Below are 17170 nucleotides of genomic sequence, written 5' to 3'. Positions count from 1 at the left end.
ACTCGCTCATGCCCAATCGCCTTAGCTCCGAAACCTCACCCTACCTGCTGCAGCATGCCGAAAACCCGGTGGATTGGTGGCCGTGGAGCGAGCAGGCGCTGGCCTTCGCGCGTGCCCATGATCGGCCGATTCTGCTGTCGATCGGTTATTCGGCCTGCCACTGGTGCCATGTGATGGCGCACGAATGCTTCGAGGACGCCGAAGTGGCGGCGGTGATGAACCGCGAGTTCGTGAACATCAAGGTCGACCGCGAGGAGCGGCCCGACCTGGATCACATCTACCAGACCGCGCATCACCTGCTCAAAGGGCGCCCCGGCGGCTGGCCGCTGACCATGTTCCTGACGCCCGACGGGCTGCCGTTTTTCGGCGGCACGTACTTTCCCAAGACGCCGCGCTATCGCCTGCCCGGCTTCATGGACTTGATGCGTGATGTGGCGCAGGCCTTTGCCACCGAGCGGCGCGAGATCGAAGCCGGTGGCGTGAAGCTGCGCAACGAGCTGGCGAGCGTGGCCGCCCCGAGCGGCGGCGCGCATCACTCGGAGCTGGTCACGGGCCCGCTCGACGCCTTGCACGGCGCCTTGCGTTCGGCCTTCGACAAACGTCATGGCGGCTTCGGCGAAGCACCCAAGTTTCCGCGTAGCAGCGACCTCGAGTTCTTGCTGCACCGGGCGGGCACACAGGGCGATGCGCGTGCGTCCGAGATGGCATTGAGCACGCTGCGGCAGATCGCCGAAGGTGGCTTGCTGGATCACCTGGGCGGCGGTTTCTTTCGCTACAGCACCGACGACAAGTGGCGAATTCCGCACTTCGAGAAAATGCTGTACGACAACGGCCCGTTGCTGCGTCTGTTGTCGATGGCGTGGCAACTGACCGGCGAGGCCTGCCACCGCGAGGCGGTGGAACGCACGGCCGGCTGGGTCATGCGCGAGATGCAGTCGCCCGAAGGCGCGTACTACGCTGCCCTCGATGCCGATTCCGAGGGGCACGAAGGGCGCTTTTACGTGTGGGACCGAAAGCAGGCGCAGAGCATCGTGCCGCCTGAGGCATGGAAGGCCTTCGAGCGCCACTACGGGTTGGACGAGCGCGCCAACTTCGAGGGCGCCTGGCATCTGTACGTGGCCGAGCCCCTGGAGCGCACCGCGAAGAAGGCGCGTGTATCCGAAGACGAGGCGGCGCGATTGCTCGCGCAGGGCCGCGCCGCCTTGCTGGCCGAGCGTGACAAACGCGTACGGCCGGGCTGCGACCACAAACGGCTGGCGGGCTGGAACGGCATGATGATTGCCGGCATGGCGCATGCAGCCCGGGTGTTCGGGCGAGACGACTGGTTTGCCTCGGCCCGCCGTGCCTTCCTCTTCGTGCGCGAACAGATGTGGCGTGACGGACGCTTGCTGGCTACCAGCGACGGCGGGGCGGGGCGTCTGAACGCCTATCTGGATGACCACGCCTTTCTGATGGATGCGGCTATCGAATTACTGCAGATCGAGTTTGATGCCGAGGTGCTGGCCTTTGCCGAAGAACTGGCCGATGCCTTGCTCGACGATTTCGAAGACCGTGAAGGCGGTGGCTTCTTCTTCACGCGCCACGACCACGAGACGCTGATTCTGCGGCCCAAGCCGATGCACGACAACGCCACGGCGTCAGGCAACGGCGTGGCCGCGCGTGCGCTGGGTCGCCTGGGCCACCTCACTGGCGAGCTGCGTTATCTGGACGCCGCGGAGCGCACGGTACGGGCCGCCTGGCCCGTGCTCTCGCGCAATCCGCTCGGCTGCGCAAGTCTGGCGCTGGCCTTGGCCGAGGTGCTGCGCCCGCCCACGCTGGTAGTGCTGTCGGGTGAGCCCGATGCGCTGCGCCCTCTGCAGGCCGCGGTGCAGGCCAAGCCCCGCCTCGATGCTTTGAGCATTACCGTGCCGCAGGATCTACGCAGCGTTCCGCCGGTGTTGGCTAAGCCTCGGCCAGCCGCCGGAGCCGCGGCCTGGGTGTGTCTTGGCAACCAATGCATGGCCCCGGTGTCAGATGCCAACTCCCTTACATATCTACTTGAAGAAGCGGGAAATCGCGGGTAGGCAAAGCCAGGGGAGTCGTTTAGTATCAGCGCAGCCCGTAAAGGCTGATTCAACTCCAACAAGGGAAGAGGAGAAAACATGAAGGCAATCCTGTCCGCGGTCGCAGTAGCAGGTCTTCTCTGTACTGCGCCTGCTTTTGCTGATGAAGCTCTGGCAAAGGCCAAGAACTGCATGGCCTGTCATGCAGTAGACAAGAAGCTGGTCGGTCCGGCCTACAAGGATGTTGCAGCCAAGTACGCAGGTAATGGCGACGCTGTTGCAATGCTGGCTGGCAAGATCAAGGGCGGTAGCTCGGGCGTATGGGGTCCGGTTCCGATGCCGCCCAACAACGTCACCGATGACGAGGCCAAGAAGCTCGCCACCTGGATCCTGGGCAAGAAGTAATTCCCTTGATGCAGTCGTAAAAAAGCCGGCAATGCCGGCTTTTTTGTTTTTGGCGATCCGGGCTTAATTCGACACGGCGCGCGGAGGCATCGAGAACAAGGCTTCGGCATCCCCGGCCCGCACTGGGCGAGCGAAATAGTAGCCCTGCATCACGTCGCAGCCCAGAGCACGCAGCATGGCGGCTTGCTGCGGGTGCTCGACACCTTCGGCGATGAGTTCGAGGTCGAAGCCACGGGCGATGCCGATGATGGCCGAGATGATGGGGTTGGTCATCAGGCCGCCCAGATCTTTGACGAAGCTGCGGTCGATCTTCAGCGTGCTGATCGGCAGCTTTTGCAGATAGGCCAGAGCCGAGTAACCGGTGCCGAAGTCGTCGATGGCAATGCCCACGCCGGCTTCGCGCAACTGGCGCACCTTGGCGGTGACCCCCGGCGTGTCCTGCATCATCATGTTTTCGGTGATTTCCAGCGTCATCTGCCCGGGCGGCAGTTCATGGCGTGAAATGCAGTCGATGACCGCAGTCACGATGTCGCCGCGGTCGAAGTCTTGCGGCGCAAGGTTAAGCGACATCTTGATGGTGTCGTGACCGCGCGCACGCCATTGCGCCAACTGCCGGCAGGCATTTTCCAGCACCCACAGACTGATGTCGCCGATCATGCCGACTTCTTCGGCGATGGGGATGAAAGTGGCCGGGCTGATCAGGCCATTGTCGGGGTGATTCCAGCGCAGCAGGGCTTCAACCCCGACCACGCGCCGACGCGACAGGCTGACCTGTGGCTGGAAGTGCAATTCGAACTGTTCACGTTCGAGCGCCACGCGCAGGTCGTTCTCCAGGGCGAGCCTGCCCTGGTGGTGGGTGTTGAGCTCGGGCGCAAAGAAGCGGAAGCCGTTCTTGCCGGAGCGTTTGACCTGCGACATGGCGATGTCGGCATGTTGCAGCAGGGATTCCGAGCTCTCGCCGTCCGACGGGTAAATGGCAATGCCGATGCTGACGGTGGCGCGGAATTCGCCGTGGCTCAGCGTGAGCGGTGCGTCGAGCGCCGTGAGAATCTTGCGTGCGAGGGTCTCGGCGCACTCGGCCCCGCGGATATCGGGCAGCAAAATGGTGAACTCGTCACCGCCAACGCGTGCCAGCGTGTCGCTGCGCCGCAAGGTGCCGGACAGCCGCGCCGCAATTCCGCGCAGCAGGGCATCGCCCTCGCTGTGCCCATAGGTGTCGTTCACCAGCTTGAAGCGGTCGATGTCGATGAACAGCACGGCCAGCGGGCGGCTGTGACGGCGCGCCTGCGTCAGTGCAAGCTCGAGGCGGTCGCGGAACAGGCTGCGGTTGGGCAGGCGCGTGAGCTGGTCGTGATAGGCCTGGAAGCTGATGATTTCTTCGGCGCGCTTCTGGTCGGAGATGTCGCGCGCAATGCCGTACAGGCCGGCATAGCCCGAATCGTTGCCGTCGCCCCGGCCCAGCATGGGAATCCCCTGCAGCACCACGCTGATGTGGTTGTCGCCCATGTCGATTTCGGCCCGACGCAGGCGCAACTCCAGCGTGAAGCCGGTGTCCGGCCGCGCATGCTGGGCTTCGAGCATTTCGGTGACGCGTTCGGCGTCTTCGCCCACCACCAGTGAGGCAAATGGTTGCTTGAGCAGGAAGTTGCGTTGGAAGCCCAGCAACTCCTCGATGCGCGGATTGACGTAACTGAAGCAGCCCTGTGCATCGAGGGTGAAGATCAGGTCGGGCGAATGTTCGACAAGAAAGCGATGCAACCGCTCGGACGCCCGCAGGCGTTCGCTCATGGCGCGGTTGGCGCGCTCCAGCACGGTCTTGTGCAAGGCGTTCTGTACCGCGCGTTGCAGTTGCACAATGTGGTAGGGCTTGCGCACGAAGTCATCGGCACCGCGACGCAGTGCGCCGATGACTGCGTCGATGGCGTCCTCGCCGCTGATCATCACCACCGATTCTTCGCGTTGATGCTCGGACAGCCAGTCGAGTACCACAAGACCGGTGCCGTCGGGCAGGCGGTAATCGAGCACCACCAGGTCGTAGTGCCGCTCGGCCAGGCGGCTCAAGGCCTCGCCGATGTTGCAGGTCAGGTCGAAGTTGCGGCCGGGGGCGGCAAGCACCTGCGGCAGGGCGCGGCGCAACGAGGCGTCGTCGTCGACAATGAGAATGCGCGCAGTGGTCTCGGTGTCAGCCTGGGACTCTGAGAGTTGATTCTGGAAAAAAGCGTCACCAGGGATGACCATATGCGCCGGGTTGCGTCTAGAAATGACGCCCTAATCTATTCGGAAACCTCGACTGGCACAAGCAGCTGAAAGCTTGTACCGACGCTGGGTTGGCTGCGGCACAGGATGCGTGCCCGCCATTGCTCCAGAAGCTCGCGGGTGATCGTCAGGCCGATGCCCTGATGCTGACCCCCCTTGGCGCTCGGGCGCGGTGAAAAGAGGTCGCCAAGGCGCTCCGGCGGCAGGCCGGGGCCGTTGTCGATGACACGGATTTCGAGGCAGCGGACACCGTCTGCAATGAGCTCGCCGGCCAGTGCAACCGTGCAGCGACCGCCCGGGTGAAGAATGTCGGCGGCATTGTGCAGCAGGTTGAGGACCACCTGCCGCAGCGCCGAGGCCGGCATGGCAACCGGGGGCAGCTCGGGTGTGGTGCGTAGCTCGAAATGGATGCCACGACTGGCGAACAGCGTTTCGCCGAGCATCGCGCGCATGTCGTGCAACAAGACACTGACATCGCAGAAGCGAGGCTCTTCGACTTCGACCGGGGGTTGAGCGACGGCGTCGATGAGGCCGCCAAGGCGGTCGATTTCGTCTTGCACCATGCGCAGGTCGTCGGCCAGGCCGGTGACGTCGCGATGGCGCTGCGGAATCAGATGCAGGTAGCTGCGGATCACCGACAAGGGGTTGCGCGCTTCGTGGGCGATGCGGCGAGTGTGTTCGCGGTGGCGCAGCTCGATGCTGTGGCGCAGGGCCTCTTCAATGTCACGGCGCTGGTGTTGTTCCAGCGCAACGGCGGCCGCGCTGGAGGTGAGCGCCACCAGCGTGCGGGTGATGTCGGTGGTGGGCAGCGGAGAGCGTTCGGGGGCGACGAGGACCGCCCCGGCTACCCCGCCGCTCATGAACGGCAGGCACACAAACCCGCGCTGACCGAGCCAGCGGCTCAACTGCCAATCGCGCACCGAGCGGCCGGGGCCGTCGTCGTGATGGCACGAGGTGGGCATCTGGCTGCGAATGCACAGCGCGAGCACGCTGGCTTCGTCGTGCAACGGGTGCGGCGTCTCGTGATACAGCGCGGCTACATGCAACTGACCCGTGAGCGGCAGCACTTCGATTTGATCGCCGTGTGCGACGACCACCAGCAGAGGCTGCTGGTCGCATAGCAGGCGGGTGCACGCCTCATAGCGTGCCCGCAGCCTGGCATCGTCCAGCCCGGCAAAGGCCTTCAGCGCAAAACCGGCCAGCGCTGCTTCGACCAGACGCGATGGCGTGGTGGCCAGCGGTGTGGGCAGGCTGGAGGCAGGGCCGTCGCTTTCGGCTTCGGTCGGAAGCTGCACGGTCTGACCCACGCTGGCGAGGATGTTGGCGAGCTGGTCGGTGTCGAGGCCGGTGACGCGTGCGCAGGCTTCGAGCCAGTTGGCGGCGTTGGCCGCCAGCCGGTTGGCACTCCACACCACACCCACCAGAGTGTGCGCCTGCACGATCTGCTCTTCGGCGCTGTCGGCCAGCACCAGCGCGTCCACCACCAGTTCGGGGCAGCCGCATTCCTGCGCCAGTTGTGCATTCAGCGAACGGGTCGGCGCAGGCTGTGCGCCGCGCTGGGTGGGGACGGCCTGCAGCAACGGCGCCAGGCGCGACCACAGCGCGGCCAATGCGGCATCGTCGATGAAGGGCTGGCCCGCGACGTGAGCGATGGCGCGCGCAAGTTTGGCGGCATGCAGCGATTGCGTCCGCAGGGCGAGGTCGGTGCGGGATGTGCGTAGCGGTGCCGGCCGCGAAAGCAGCCAGGCGGTGAGCATGTCGGGGCCCAACTGGCCGATGCGCTGGGCTACTGCGGTGCGCAGGCCGGTGCCAATGCGCGCGCCCTCGAGCGGTAAGGCCCGCAGCAAGGCGTGCAGCAGCACGGGGTCGTCCAGAAAGCTGTCGGTGACCGCGTCGAGGTCGAGCGGGCTCGCGCCGAGCAGGCCGAGCAGCGTGTTGCGCTGCGCCAGTGAGGCCGCATCGTGCAGGAGCGCCTGCGGGTGACGCATGCTCGAACCCATGGATGTTCTGGTGGGGTGAATGTCCGCGAATTGTACCCAAGGGGCAGCATGAACTGCCGGAAAGTTTACGACTTGGGCCGGCTCAGGCGGTCAAGGCGTCGGCGAAGCTCAAGGCCGACAGCAGGGCTGCATTCACTTGCTCCGGCCGTAGCTGCAACTCCTCGACCTGCTTGCCGAGTGCGGCGCCGTCAAAGCCTTCGGTGAGGTGGGCCAGGCGCAGCAGCGGGGCGTATTCGCCCGAGTCGTACAGCAAGGCATCGACGATGCCTTCGGGCAGCGACATGGCTTCGATGAGCTCGGCCATGCTTGCCCCGGTCAGCAAGGGCAGCAGCGAGAACGCGCCGGTGATGAACAGGTTGTCGTGATGGCTGCTGTCGAGCCACGACGCGCCGAGGATTTCCATGAAGCGGCCGCGCACGATGGCGGTTTGCATCAGCGCAGGGGCGGAGGGGTCGCGGCTGGCGGTCACGAGCAGCAGCGAAAGCCATTTGTTGAGGGCGTCGTAGCCCAGGATGCTGACGGCGTGGCGGAACGATTGGATTTCCACCATCAGACCGAAACCGGCCGAGTTGATGTAGCGCAGCAACTTGTACGAGATGGCCACGTCCTGCTTGAGGATCTGCTCGATCTTGCCGATGTCGGCGTTGGCACGCACCAGATTGAGCAACTGCACGATCTGCCCGTGCGCCGGTGTAAGCGCCTTCGAGGCCGGGTGGCCTCGCAGAAAGAACCAGCCCGATGCGCCTTCGTAGCCTTGTTGCACGGCGGTCTGGAACGCGGCCAGATCGCTCAGCCCCCAAGCCAGCGGCACGCCCGGCGGATTGCCCGGCGTGACGTGCTTGCGTGCATCGGCAATGACGAAGCGCCAGTCGGTGCCGCTCGGCGCGGCGACATCCGGCGAGTACCACGCGAGACAGGTTTGCACGCCGGCGCCTTGCAGCGTGCCGAGCAATTCAAGCGTGCGTGGGTGGTTGATTGCCTGAGCCGGGATTTCGACCATGGCGTTGGCAGGCGCCTGCCAGTCCATCAGATCCGGCGTGGGTACCAGGCGTGCCAGCGACACGAAGACCGGATACTGGGTGGGCCACACATCCTGCAGGGCGTTGAGTGCTTCGACCACCGAAGCGACGTCGGGCGCGTGGGCGATCAGGCGATTGGCCGTGATGGCGCGCTTGCGGTTGACGACGGGTTCTCGCGTGAAGATGGTCGGTTGGGGCATGGCTCAGGCGCTGGCGAAGGTGAAAGCGTCGGCAAAGAATGCCTCGGCGGGCAGCCCGCAACGGTCTGCGAGGTCGGCGCGCGCGGCATCGATCATGGCAGGGGAACCGCAGGCATAGACCTCGTGCCCGGAAAGATCCGGCAAATCCGCCATGACGGCATGATGTACGAGCCCGGTGCGGCCTGTCCAGCCATCTTCAGGCGTAGCTTCCGAAAGTACCGGCACGTAGCGGAAGCCGGGGAGCTGTTGCTCCCAGCTGCGCGCGAGTTCATCCATGTACAGGCCGTCTTGGGTGCGTGAGCCCCAGTAAAGCGTGATCGGGCGTGAGCGGCCGGCGGCGATGAGGTCTTCGACCATGCTCTTGATCGGCGCAAAGCCGGTGCCGCCGGCGATAAGTACTATCGGCGCGTCGCCGGCGCTCAGCCCGAAGCTGCCCAGCGGGCCTTCGAAACGCAGGATGTCGCGCTCTTTCATGTTCTCGAAAACGTGGCCGGTGAAGCTGCCGCCGTCGATGCGCCGGATGTGCAGTTCAAGGTGGTCGGCATTGGTCGGCGCATTGGCGATCGAGAAGCTGCGGCGGCGCCCGCCGTCGAGCAGGAAGTCGATGTACTGGCCGGCGCGGAAGCGGAAGGTGTCTGAGCTGGGCAGTTTGGCCTTGAGCACGATGACATCCGAGGCTGCGCGTTCGATGGACTGCACCCGGCACGGCAGTTTCTTGATGGGCAGGTCGCCTGCGCGCGTCAGGCTGCGCACGGTGATAGTGAGGTCGCTCAATGCGTGTGCCTTGCACAGCAGCGCCATGCCGCCGGCGCGTTCGGCGGCATTCAGGGCCGTGCCGGATACGGGGCCTTGTTCAAAATCACCTTCGTCGATGCGCGCCTTGCAGGCGCCGCAGGCGCCGTCGCGGCAGCCGTAGGGCACAACGAAGCCGGCAGTCAGCGCTGCCTCGAGAATGGTTTGATCCGGTTCGATGGCGAAGGACTGTTCGCCGGGCTGGAGTGAAATCGTGAAGGGCATCGGACGTGGGATAATCCTGCGATGAAAAGAATCCTGATCGTCGGCGCCGGCGACGTCGCCGGTCGTGCGATCCCGTGGCTCGCGCAGCGCTTTCGCGTCGTTGCGGTGACGCGTCGCGCCGATGGCTGCGAACGTTTGCGTCGGCTGGGGGCGATGCCGCTGCTGGCTGATCTTGACGATCGCAGCAGCCTGACTCGCCTGGCCGGCATTGCCGACGCCGTTCTGCACTGTGCCCCGCCGCCTGCGCAGGGGGCTGGAGATGCGCGCACACAACGGCTGCTGGCGGCGCTCACGAGCGGCCGGAGTCTACCACAGAGCCTGATATACATAAGTACGACAGGGGTTTACGGCGATTGCGAGGGCGCGCGCATCGACGAAACGCAAGCCTGTGCCGCCACCACTGCGCGTGCGCTTCGCCGTGTCGATGCCGAGCGTCAGCTGCGTGCCTTTGGTGCACGCAACGGCGTTGCGGTGAGCATCCTGCGCGCGCCCGGCATCTATGCGGCCGATCGCCTGCCGCTGGAACGCCTGCGGCGTGGTGACCCGGTGCTGCGGCCCGAAGAGGACGTCTTCACCAACCATGTCCACGCCGATGACCTCGCCCGCATGGCATGCATAGCCTTGTTCCGGGGCAAGGCCGGGCGCGTTTACAATGCGGTGGATGGCTCCGACATGACGATGGGCGAGTACTTCGATCTGGCCGCGTCGATGTTCGATCTGCCGGCGCCGCCGCGCATGACGCGCGCCGAGTTGGCGGAGAGGCTGTCGCCCATGGCCTTGTCGTTCATGTCCGAGTCGCGCCGCATCGACGGCGCGCGCGTGCAGCGTGAATTGCGGCTGCGCTTGATTCACCCGACAGTGGCCGACGGCTTTGCCGCGGCCCTTGCCAACACAGGAAACCATGCGTGCTGATCTTCAAGTCGCTGCACATCGTGTTCGTCGTTTCATGGTTTGCCGGCCTGTTTTACCTGCCGCGTTTGTTCGTGAACCACGCCATGGTCGAAGACGCCGCTACGCGCGAGCGCCTCGCGCTGATGGAGTACAAGCTGTATCGCTTCATGACCCCGCTGGGCGTGTTGGCGCTTGGCCTGGGGCTGTGGTTATGGCAGGGCTACGGGTTTTCCGGTGGCTGGCTGCACGCCAAGATGACGCTGGTGCTGGTGCTGGTGGCCTATCACCTTTACTGCGGCAAGCTCATGCGCGACTTCGCTGCGGGGCGCAATACGCGCAGCCACGTGTGGTACCGCTGGTTCAACGAAGTGCCGGTGCTGGTGCTGTTCGCAATCGTATTCCTGACGGTGCTCAAACCGTTCTGATCCGGAGGGCCTGATGGCCGAATCGTTTTTTTCTCCTTGCCCGCGCGGTCTTGAAGCCGCACTGGCCGATGAGCTCAATGCGCTGGGCGCCAAGGCAGTAGAGCCCACTCATGGTGGTGTCGGCTTCAAGGGCGACTGGCTGACCTGCTACCGCGTGAACCTCGAGTCGCGCATTGCCACCCGCGTGCTGTGGAAGATCACCGAGGGGCGTTATCGCGGCGAAGAGGATATTTACCGGATCGCCTACGCCCCCACCTGGGCGCGCTGGTTCACGCTCGACGACACCATTCGCGTGTATGTCACGGCGCAGCGCTCGCCGCTGAAGAGTCTCGAGTTCGTCACCTTGCGCATCAAGGATGCGGTGTGCGACCACTTCCGCACGGTGTCGGGCAAGCGCCCCAGCGTGGATACGGCCAACCCCGACGTGCGGGTGCACGCCTTCATCACGCGCGACACGGTTTCGCTCTACCTCGATACCTCTGGCGAGCCGCTCTATAAGCGCGGCTTCAAGCGGGCCGCGGTCGAAGCCCCGCTCAAGGAGAACCTTGCCGCCGGCATCCTGCGTCTGACCGGCTGGACGCCCGATGAAGCGTTGATCGACCCGATGTGCGGCAGCGGCACCTTCCTCATCGAAGCGGCGCAGATCGCACTGGATGTGGCGCCGGGGCTGGGGCGCTCGTTCGGCTTCGAGAAGCTGCGCAATTTCGACCGCGCGGCGTGGATGGGTTTGCGCAAGGCGGCTGAAGAGCGCCGCAAGCCGCCGCGTGCGCTGAAGATCTATGGCTCCGATCTGGTGTCCGAGCAGATCCGCCGCACGGGCGTGAATCTTGCCGCGGCGGGCGTGGCGGATTGCGTGCGTCTGATGACCGCGGACATTCTCGAAATCGATCCGCCCGCGGAGAGCGGCGTGATGGTCACCAATCCGCCGTACGGTGTGCGCTTGGGCGAGGAGAGCGAGCTGGCGGCGTTCTACCCCGAGTTGGGCGACGCCCTCAAAGGCCATTGGGCCGGTTGGCGCTGCTACTTCCTCAGCGCGGATGCGGAGCTGCCCAAAGGCATGGGCCTCAAGGCCAGCCGCCGTACGCCGCTGTTCAATGGTGCGCTGGAGTGCCGCCTGTATGAGTACCGCATGTTTGCCGGCAGCGGCCGCAAGGATGCGGTGGCGCCGAGCGAGGGCTGAGCGCTTTCAGACGATGTCGAGGTTCTGCGTGCCGGCCAGGAAGTCCTGGTCGCCGTGGCGGCTGTTGAGCTTGATCTGAAGACGCAGATCGTTGATCGAGTCAGCGTTGCGCAGCGCGTCCTCGTAGGTGATGAGTTCTTCTTCGTAGAGATCGAACAAGCTCTGGTCGAAGGTCTGCATGCCGAGCTCGCGCGAGCGCTTCATGATCTCCTTGATGCCCGGCACGTCGCCCTTGAAGATCAGGTCGGCGATGAGCGGCGAGTTGAGCATGACTTCGACCGCCGGCACGCGTCCCTTGCGGCCTTTCAGCGGCAGCAGGCGTTGTGACACCAATGCGCGCAGGTTCAGCGAAAGATCCATCAGCAACTGCTGACGGCGGTCTTCCGGGAAGAAGTTGATGATGCGGTCGAGCGCTTGGTTGGTGCTGTTGGCATGCAGCGTGGCCAGACACAGGTGGCCGGTCTCGGCGAAGGCGACGGCGTAATCCATGGTTTCGCGGTCGCGGATTTCACCCATCAGGATGACGTCGGGCGCTTGCCGCAGGGTGTTTTTCAGCGCCGCTTCCCACGAGTCGGTGTCGATACCCAGCTCGCGCTGCGTGATGATGCAGTTCTTGTGCTGGTGCACGAATTCGATGGGGTCTTCAACCGTGATGATGTGACCGTGCGAGTGCTCGTTGCGGAAATCCACCATCGAAGCCAGTGAGGTGGTCTTGCCGGTGCCGGTGCCGCCGACGAAGATCACCAGCCCTCGCTTGGTCATGGCCACGTCCTTCAGGATGGCCGGCAAGCCGAGATCCTCGAAGCTCGGGATGGTCTGCGAGATGGTGCGCAGCACGATGCCGACGCGGCTCTGCTGCATGTAGGCATTGGCGCGGAAGCGCCCGATGCCCGGCGGAGCGACGGCGAAATTGCATTCCTTGGTGGACTCGAACTCGGCGGCCTGGCGATCGTTCATGATCGCGCGTGCAAGCTCGGCAGTGTGCTGGGCGGTGAGTACCTGGCTGGATTGCGGCAGGATCTTGCCATCGACCTTGATGGCGGGCGGGAAACCCACCGTGATGAACAGGTCGGAGCCGTTCTTCTGCGCCATCAGGCGCAGCAGATCGTGCATGAACTTGAGGGCCTGATCGCGTTCCATGATGGTGTTCCGCCGGGGTTGTCGTCAGCCTGCGAAGGCGTCCTTGTTCTGCGCGCGCATTCGCGCTTCAGGCATCGAAACGATATTGCGACGGACCAGATCACTCAGACACTGATCGAGCGTCTGCATGCCCACCGATTGCCCGGTCTGAATCGCCGAGTACATCTGCGCGATCTTGTTTTCGCGGATCAGGTTGCGGATGGCCGGGGTGCCCAGCATGATCTCGTGCGCCGCCACGCGGCCGGTGCCGTCCTTGGTCTTCAGCAGGGTCTGCGAGATCACCGCGCGCAGCGATTCGGACAGCATTGCGCGCACCATCTCTTTCTCGTCGGCCGGGAAGACGTCGACGATACGGTCGATGGTCTTGGCAGCCGAAGAGGTGTGCAGCGTGCCGAACACCAGGTGGCCGGTTTCGGCGCCGGTGAGCGCGAGGCGGATGGTTTCGAGGTCGCGCATCTCGCCGACCAGAATCACGTCCGGGTCTTCACGCAGGGCAGAGCGCAGCGCGTTGTTGAACGACAGCGTGTCACGGTGCACTTCGCGCTGGTTGATCAGGCAACGTTTGGAGCCGTGCACGAATTCGATCGGATCCTCGATGGTGAGGATGTGCGAATACTGGTTCTCGTTGATGTAATCGACCATCGCCGCCAAGGTGGTCGACTTGCCCGAGCCGGTGGGGCCGGTCACCAGAACGATGCCGCGCGGCTGCTCGGCGATTTCCTTGAAGATCTTCGGCGCATTGAGGTCTTCGAGCGTCAGTACCTTGGACGGAATCGTGCGGAATACGGCCGAGGCGCCACGGTTCTGGTTGAAGGCGTTGACGCGAAAACGCGACAGGTTGGGTATCTCGAACGAGAAGTCGCACTCAAGCTCGTCTTCGTATTGCTTGCGCTGCGAGTCGTTCATGATGTCGTACACCATGGCGTGTACGTCTTTGTGCTCCATCGGCGGCAGGTTGATGCGCCGGATGTCGCCGTGCACCCGGATCATCGGGGGCAAGCCGGCAGACATGTGGAGGTCGGAGGCCTTGTTCTTGACCGCAAACGCGAGCAGTTCAGTAATGTCCATGGGCTTTCGGGATACGTTGGGTCGGGAAAGGCGCCGAAAGCGCGATGCTATACTCGGCGCCTGCTGAAACCACAGGCCAGACGCCGGTATATGACAACAATCGCTGCCAACTTGCAAGCCGTGCGCGAGCGCATTGCGGCCGCAGCCGAGGCAGTCGGACGCAGGTCCGATGAGGTGTCCTTGCTGGCGGTCAGCAAAACCTGGCCGGCCGACGATGTGCGTCAGGCTGCGGCGGCCGGACAAAAGGCTTTCGGCGAGAACTACGTGCAGGAAGGCGCCGCCAAGGCGGCCGAGTTGGCCAGCCTTGGGTTGGAGTGGCATTTCATCGGGCCGCTGCAGTCCAACAAGACCCGCCAGGTGGCCGAGCATTTCGACTGGGTGCATTCCATCGAGCGCGAGAAGATCGCCCGCCGCCTGTCCGAGCAGCGTGCGCCGGATTTGCCGCCGCTGAAGGTATGCCTCCAGGTCAATGTCAGCGGCGAAGACAGCAAGAGCGGCGTTGTGCCGAGCGAGCTTCCGGCCCTCGCCCGCGCCGTCGCGCAGATGCCGCGGCTCAGCCTGCGCGGCCTGATGTGCATTCCCGAGCCCACGTCCGATATTGCCTTGCTGCGCAGTCGCTTTGCGGCGCTGCGCGGCCTGCGCGACGCGCTGGCGGCCGACGGCATCGTGCTCGACACCTTGTCGATGGGCATGTCGGACGACCTGGAGGCGGCCATCGCCGAGGGCAGCACGCTGGTGCGCGTGGGCAGCGCCATTTTCGGCGCACGAACCTATACATGAGCGATCACGGAGTGAGCGGCAGCATGAAGATCGTATTTCTGGGGGGCGGCAACATGGCCGCCGCAATGATTGGCGGGATGCTCGAGCGCGGCTTCGAGGCATCAGGGATTGTCGTGGTCGAACTGTCCGCGGAACGTCGTGAGTGGCTGACGCGGTCGCTCGGCGTCGGCGTGGCCGCGGATGTCAGTGCGGCAATCGGCGCCGACGCCGTGGTGCTTGCCGTGAAGCCGCAGCAGATGCGCGAGGCGCTGGCCCCCTTGGCCGGCACGCTGGGTGACGCCTTGGTGGTGAGCGTTGCAGCCGGGCTGCGCAGTGCGGATCTGTCGCGCTGGTTGGGCAATCACGCGCGCATGGTGCGCGCCATGCCCAATACGCCGGCATTGATCGGCGCCGGGGTGACGGGCGTGTTCGCGTCTTCCGCGGTGGACCCCGCCGGCCGCGCGTTGGCCGAGCGCATGCTGGCTGCTGTGGGCAGCGTGGTGTGGGTGGATGACGAAGCCCGCATGGATTCGGTCACCGCGGTGTCGGGCAGCGGCCCGGCCTATGTTTTTCATTTCATCGAGGCGCTGGAGGCTGCGGCCATCGAGCGTGGCTTCGATGCAGCAACGGCGCGCCGGCTGGCGCTCGACACGGTGTTGGGGGCTGCGAAGCTTGCCGCTTCGTCCGAGGACGCTCCCGGCGTGCTGCGTGAAAAGGTGACCTCCAAAGGGGGTACCACTGCCGCTGCGCTGGCGGTGCTGGGCGAAGGCGGCTTCAGTGGCCTGATCGGGCAGGCGGTTGCCGCAGCCGAGGCGCGCGGGCGTGCGCTTGGCGACGAGCTCGGAGGCCTCTGAGATGCTCGGTCAGATCGTTTTCCTGCTGCTCAACTTCGTTTTCGGCGCGTTCACGTTGCTGCTACTCGCGCGCTTCTTCATGCAATGGCAGCGCGTGCCCTTCCATAACCAGATGGGGCACTTCGTGCTGGCTACCACCGACTGGCTGGTGCGTCCGCTGCGCCGCGTCGTGCCGGGGGTGTGGGGGCTCGACATGGCGAGCCTGCTGCCGGCCTGGCTGGCTCAGGTGATTTACGTGGCGCTGGAGTTGTCGCTGCGCGGTGTGCCGTTCGGCGGGCCGGGTGGCGTTGCGCTGGGGCTGGCCGGCATGGGCTTCATCGAGCTGATGCGCATGGCGGTGTATCTGGTGTTCGCGCTGGTGCTGGTGTCGGCGGTGCTGTCGTGGGTGGCGCCGCACGCGCCGGCGGCCCCGATCGTGCGTCGGCTTGCAGAGCCCTTCCTGCGGCCGTTCCGCCGCATCATCCCGACGATTGCCAACGTCGACCTTTCGCCGCTGGTGCTGCTGCTGTTGCTGCAGATTCTGCTGGTGGTGCTGGCGGGCTTGCGCGGCCTGTTCATGCCGCTGATCGTCGGCAGCTACTGATCCAGCAGTATCGCCCCCGGGCCGGTATGCCCGCCGGGGGCGACGCCTCATCAGCCTTCGAACATCACCTGACCTTCGACCATCGTGTAGCGCACGATGCCGGGCAGCTCGTGCCCGAGGAAGGGGGTGTTCTTGCCCTGGCTGCGCAGGCAGTCCCGCGTGACGATGCGCTTGGCGCTCGGGTCGAAGATGCACAGGTCGGCACGCGCGCCCTCGGCCAGATGGCCGGCCTTGGTGATGCCTACCAGTCCGGCGGCATCGCAGGTGACGCGGGCAAGCGCGGTGGGCAGCGGCACGCCGCATTCCTCACCCCATTTCAGCGTCAGCGCGAGCAGCAGTTCGAGGCCGGTGGCGCCGGCCTCGGACTCGCTGAACGGCGCGAGCTTGCCGTCGTCATCCACCGGCGTGTGATCGGAGCACAGCGCATTGATGCGCCCATCGGCCAGGCCGGCGCGCAGCGCGTCGCGGTCGCTGGCGGCGCGTAGCGGCGGCACGAGGTGGCAATTGGCGTCGAAGTAACCGATGTCCTGATCGCACAGGTGCAGGTGGTTGATCGACACGTCGCAGGTGACGTCCATGCCTTCACTGCGGGCCTGCTCGATGAGTGCCAGACCTTCGGCGCTGGACAGGCGCGTGATGTGCAGGCGCGCGCCGGTGACGCGGGCGAGTCGCAGATAGGTGAATAGCGCCACCGTCTCGGCCTCGACCGGAATGCCGGCCAGACCCAGCCGCGAAGCCACCTCGCCGTCATGCGCGCAACCGCCGCGCGACAGGAAGGGCGCCAGCGGCTGCAGCCACACACGGAAGCCGAAGGTGGCGGCGTATTGCATGGCGCGCATCAGTACGGCGTTGTCCACGATGGGCACGTTGGCCTGGCTGAAGGCAAAGCAGCCGGCCTCAATGAGCTGGGCCATCTCGGAAAGATGCTCGCCCTTGAGGCCGATGGTCAGCGAGCCCACCGGATAGACGTGGGCGCGGTTGAGTTGCTTGGCGCGGTAGCACAGCATTTCGACCAGGCCGGGCTCGTCGAGTGCGGGGTCGGTGTCGGGCGGGATGGCGAGGCTGGTGATGCCGCCGGCCATTGCTGCGTCCATTTCGGATTCGAGCGTGGCGCGGTATTCGTAGCCGGGTTCGCGCAGACGTGCGGCCAGATCCACCAGGCCCGGGCTCACCACCAGGCCAGTGGCGTCGATCACGCGCTGCGCTTCGAAGCCCTCGGGGGCCTTGCCGAGCCCGACCACGCGGCCAGCGGCAATGTAGAGGTCTTGCACCGCGTCGACGCCGTGCGCGGGGTCGATGACACGGCCGTTGCTGATCTTGATTTTCATGTC

At 65.2% G+C, this 17170-nt stretch carries 15 protein-coding genes; 8 read left to right on the top strand and 7 right to left on the bottom strand.

Annotation, left to right across the window (positions count from 1 at the left end):
- Nucleotides 1-8: 8 nt before the first annotated feature.
- Both AC6H0W_RS00355 and AC6H0W_RS00350 read left to right on the top strand, forming a co-directional pair.
- Nucleotides 9-2063, top strand: coding sequence for a thioredoxin domain-containing protein (locus AC6H0W_RS00355; RefSeq protein WP_497575119.1), 2055 nt, complete (start codon nt 9-11; stop codon nt 2061-2063).
- 78 nt (nt 2064-2141) lie between these two features.
- Nucleotides 2142-2447 (top strand): c-type cytochrome, encoded by a 306-nt coding sequence (locus AC6H0W_RS00350; protein WP_497575118.1) that lies wholly within the window; start codon nt 2142-2144, stop codon nt 2445-2447.
- Between the two features lie 63 nt (nt 2448-2510).
- On the opposite strand, the gene AC6H0W_RS00345 is transcribed toward AC6H0W_RS00350, so the two are convergent.
- The 4 genes from AC6H0W_RS00345 to AC6H0W_RS00330 form a co-directional block, all read right to left on the bottom strand.
- Nucleotides 2511-4685 carry an EAL domain-containing response regulator gene (locus AC6H0W_RS00345; protein WP_497575117.1) on the bottom strand — a complete coding sequence of 725 codons (2175 nt, stop codon included), beginning with the start codon at nt 4683-4685 and terminating at the stop codon, nt 2511-2513.
- Between the two features lie 35 nt (nt 4686-4720).
- Nucleotides 4721-6703, bottom strand: coding sequence for an ATP-binding protein (locus tag AC6H0W_RS00340; RefSeq protein ID WP_497575116.1), 1983 nt, complete (start codon nt 6701-6703; stop codon nt 4721-4723).
- 82 nt (nt 6704-6785) lie between these two features.
- Complete coding sequence (locus tag AC6H0W_RS00335; RefSeq protein WP_497575115.1) at nt 6786-7922, bottom strand: EAL and HDOD domain-containing protein; 1137 nt, start codon at nt 7920-7922, stop codon at nt 6786-6788.
- 3 nt (nt 7923-7925) lie between these two features.
- Entirely contained in the window at nt 7926-8939 is a 1014-nt protein-coding gene (locus AC6H0W_RS00330) for a CDP-6-deoxy-delta-3,4-glucoseen reductase (protein WP_497575114.1), read from the bottom strand.
- 21 nt (nt 8940-8960) lie between these two features.
- Here AC6H0W_RS00330 and AC6H0W_RS00325 point away from each other — a divergent pair, with 21 nt between their 5' ends.
- From AC6H0W_RS00325 to AC6H0W_RS00315, 3 genes are read left to right on the top strand one after another with little or no spacing between them, the layout of a single operon-like run.
- A complete protein-coding gene (locus tag AC6H0W_RS00325; protein ID WP_497575113.1) occupies nt 8961-9851 on the top strand; it encodes an SDR family oxidoreductase in 891 nt (296 codons plus the stop codon).
- Nucleotides 9845-10255: a CopD family protein gene (locus AC6H0W_RS00320; protein WP_497575112.1), complete on the top strand. Its 411-nt coding sequence runs from the start codon at nt 9845-9847 to the stop codon at nt 10253-10255. Before AC6H0W_RS00325 ends, AC6H0W_RS00320 begins: the two co-directional genes overlap by 7 nt.
- Before the next feature lie 13 nt (nt 10256-10268).
- Nucleotides 10269-11435 (top strand): THUMP domain-containing class I SAM-dependent RNA methyltransferase, encoded by a 1167-nt coding sequence (locus tag AC6H0W_RS00315; protein WP_497575111.1) that lies wholly within the window; start codon nt 10269-10271, stop codon nt 11433-11435.
- Nucleotides 11436-11441: 6 nt separating this feature from the next.
- Here the strand turns inward: AC6H0W_RS00315 and AC6H0W_RS00310 are convergent, their stop codons facing one another.
- The gene (locus AC6H0W_RS00310; RefSeq protein ID WP_497575110.1) at nt 11442-12575 is read right to left on the bottom strand and encodes a PilT/PilU family type 4a pilus ATPase; all 1134 of its coding nucleotides are present in this window, start codon (nt 12573-12575) and stop codon (nt 11442-11444) included.
- A gap of 24 nt (nt 12576-12599) precedes the next feature.
- Nucleotides 12600-13643 carry a type IV pilus twitching motility protein PilT gene (locus AC6H0W_RS00305; RefSeq protein ID WP_497575109.1) on the bottom strand — a complete coding sequence of 348 codons (1044 nt, stop codon included), beginning with the start codon at nt 13641-13643 and terminating at the stop codon, nt 12600-12602.
- Between the two features lie 90 nt (nt 13644-13733).
- On the opposite strand from AC6H0W_RS00305, the gene AC6H0W_RS00300 reads away from it, so the two are divergent.
- From AC6H0W_RS00300 to AC6H0W_RS00290, 3 genes are read left to right on the top strand one after another with little or no spacing between them, the layout of a single operon-like run.
- Nucleotides 13734-14423 (top strand): YggS family pyridoxal phosphate-dependent enzyme, encoded by a 690-nt coding sequence (locus AC6H0W_RS00300; RefSeq protein ID WP_497575108.1) that lies wholly within the window; start codon nt 13734-13736, stop codon nt 14421-14423.
- Between the two features lie 23 nt (nt 14424-14446).
- The gene (gene proC, locus AC6H0W_RS00295; protein ID WP_497576171.1) at nt 14447-15256 is read left to right on the top strand and encodes a pyrroline-5-carboxylate reductase; all 810 of its coding nucleotides are present in this window, start codon (nt 14447-14449) and stop codon (nt 15254-15256) included.
- 1 nt (nt 15257) lies between these two features.
- Nucleotides 15258-15839: a YggT family protein gene (locus AC6H0W_RS00290; RefSeq protein ID WP_497575107.1), complete on the top strand. Its 582-nt coding sequence runs from the start codon at nt 15258-15260 to the stop codon at nt 15837-15839.
- 50 nt (nt 15840-15889) lie between these two features.
- Here the strand turns inward: AC6H0W_RS00290 and AC6H0W_RS00285 are convergent, their stop codons facing one another.
- Nucleotides 15890-17167, bottom strand: a complete 1278-nt coding sequence (locus AC6H0W_RS00285) for a dihydroorotase (protein ID WP_497575106.1) — start codon at nt 17165-17167, stop codon at nt 15890-15892.
- Nucleotides 17168-17170: the final 3 nt, after the last annotated feature.

Source organism: Pseudazoarcus sp. NS20 (genome assembly GCF_059703745.1).
This window is presented reverse-complemented; position numbering and strand designations above follow the sequence as displayed.

Bases quoted from the DNA above. Each gene is read 5' to 3' on its own strand.
- AC6H0W_RS00285 (WP_497575106.1), bottom strand. From the start codon at position 17,167: ATGAAAATCAAGATCAGCAACGGCCGTGTCATCGACCCCGCGCACGGC.
- AC6H0W_RS00345 (WP_497575117.1), bottom strand. From the start codon at position 4,685: ATGGTCATCCCTGGTGACGCTTTTTTCCAGAATCAACTCTCAGAGTCC.
- AC6H0W_RS00350 (WP_497575118.1), top strand. From the start codon at position 2,142: ATGAAGGCAATCCTGTCCGCGGTCGCAGTAGCAGGTCTTCTCTGTACT.
- AC6H0W_RS00340 (WP_497575116.1), bottom strand. From the start codon at position 6,703: ATGGGTTCGAGCATGCGTCACCCGCAGGCGCTCCTGCACGATGCGGCC.
- AC6H0W_RS00305 (WP_497575109.1), bottom strand. From the start codon at position 13,643: ATGGACATTACTGAACTGCTCGCGTTTGCGGTCAAGAACAAGGCCTCC.
- AC6H0W_RS00315 (WP_497575111.1), top strand. From the start codon at position 10,269: ATGGCCGAATCGTTTTTTTCTCCTTGCCCGCGCGGTCTTGAAGCCGCA.
- AC6H0W_RS00355 (WP_497575119.1), top strand. From the start codon at position 9: ATGCCCAATCGCCTTAGCTCCGAAACCTCACCCTACCTGCTGCAGCAT.
- AC6H0W_RS00290 (WP_497575107.1), top strand. From the start codon at position 15,258: ATGCTCGGTCAGATCGTTTTCCTGCTGCTCAACTTCGTTTTCGGCGCG.
- AC6H0W_RS00330 (WP_497575114.1), bottom strand. From the start codon at position 8,939: ATGCCCTTCACGATTTCACTCCAGCCCGGCGAACAGTCCTTCGCCATC.
- AC6H0W_RS00310 (WP_497575110.1), bottom strand. From the start codon at position 12,575: ATGGAACGCGATCAGGCCCTCAAGTTCATGCACGATCTGCTGCGCCTG.
- AC6H0W_RS00325 (WP_497575113.1), top strand. From the start codon at position 8,961: ATGAAAAGAATCCTGATCGTCGGCGCCGGCGACGTCGCCGGTCGTGCG.
- AC6H0W_RS00335 (WP_497575115.1), bottom strand. From the start codon at position 7,922: ATGCCCCAACCGACCATCTTCACGCGAGAACCCGTCGTCAACCGCAAG.
- AC6H0W_RS00300 (WP_497575108.1), top strand. From the start codon at position 13,734: ATGACAACAATCGCTGCCAACTTGCAAGCCGTGCGCGAGCGCATTGCG.
- proC (WP_497576171.1), top strand. From the start codon at position 14,447: ATGAAGATCGTATTTCTGGGGGGCGGCAACATGGCCGCCGCAATGATT.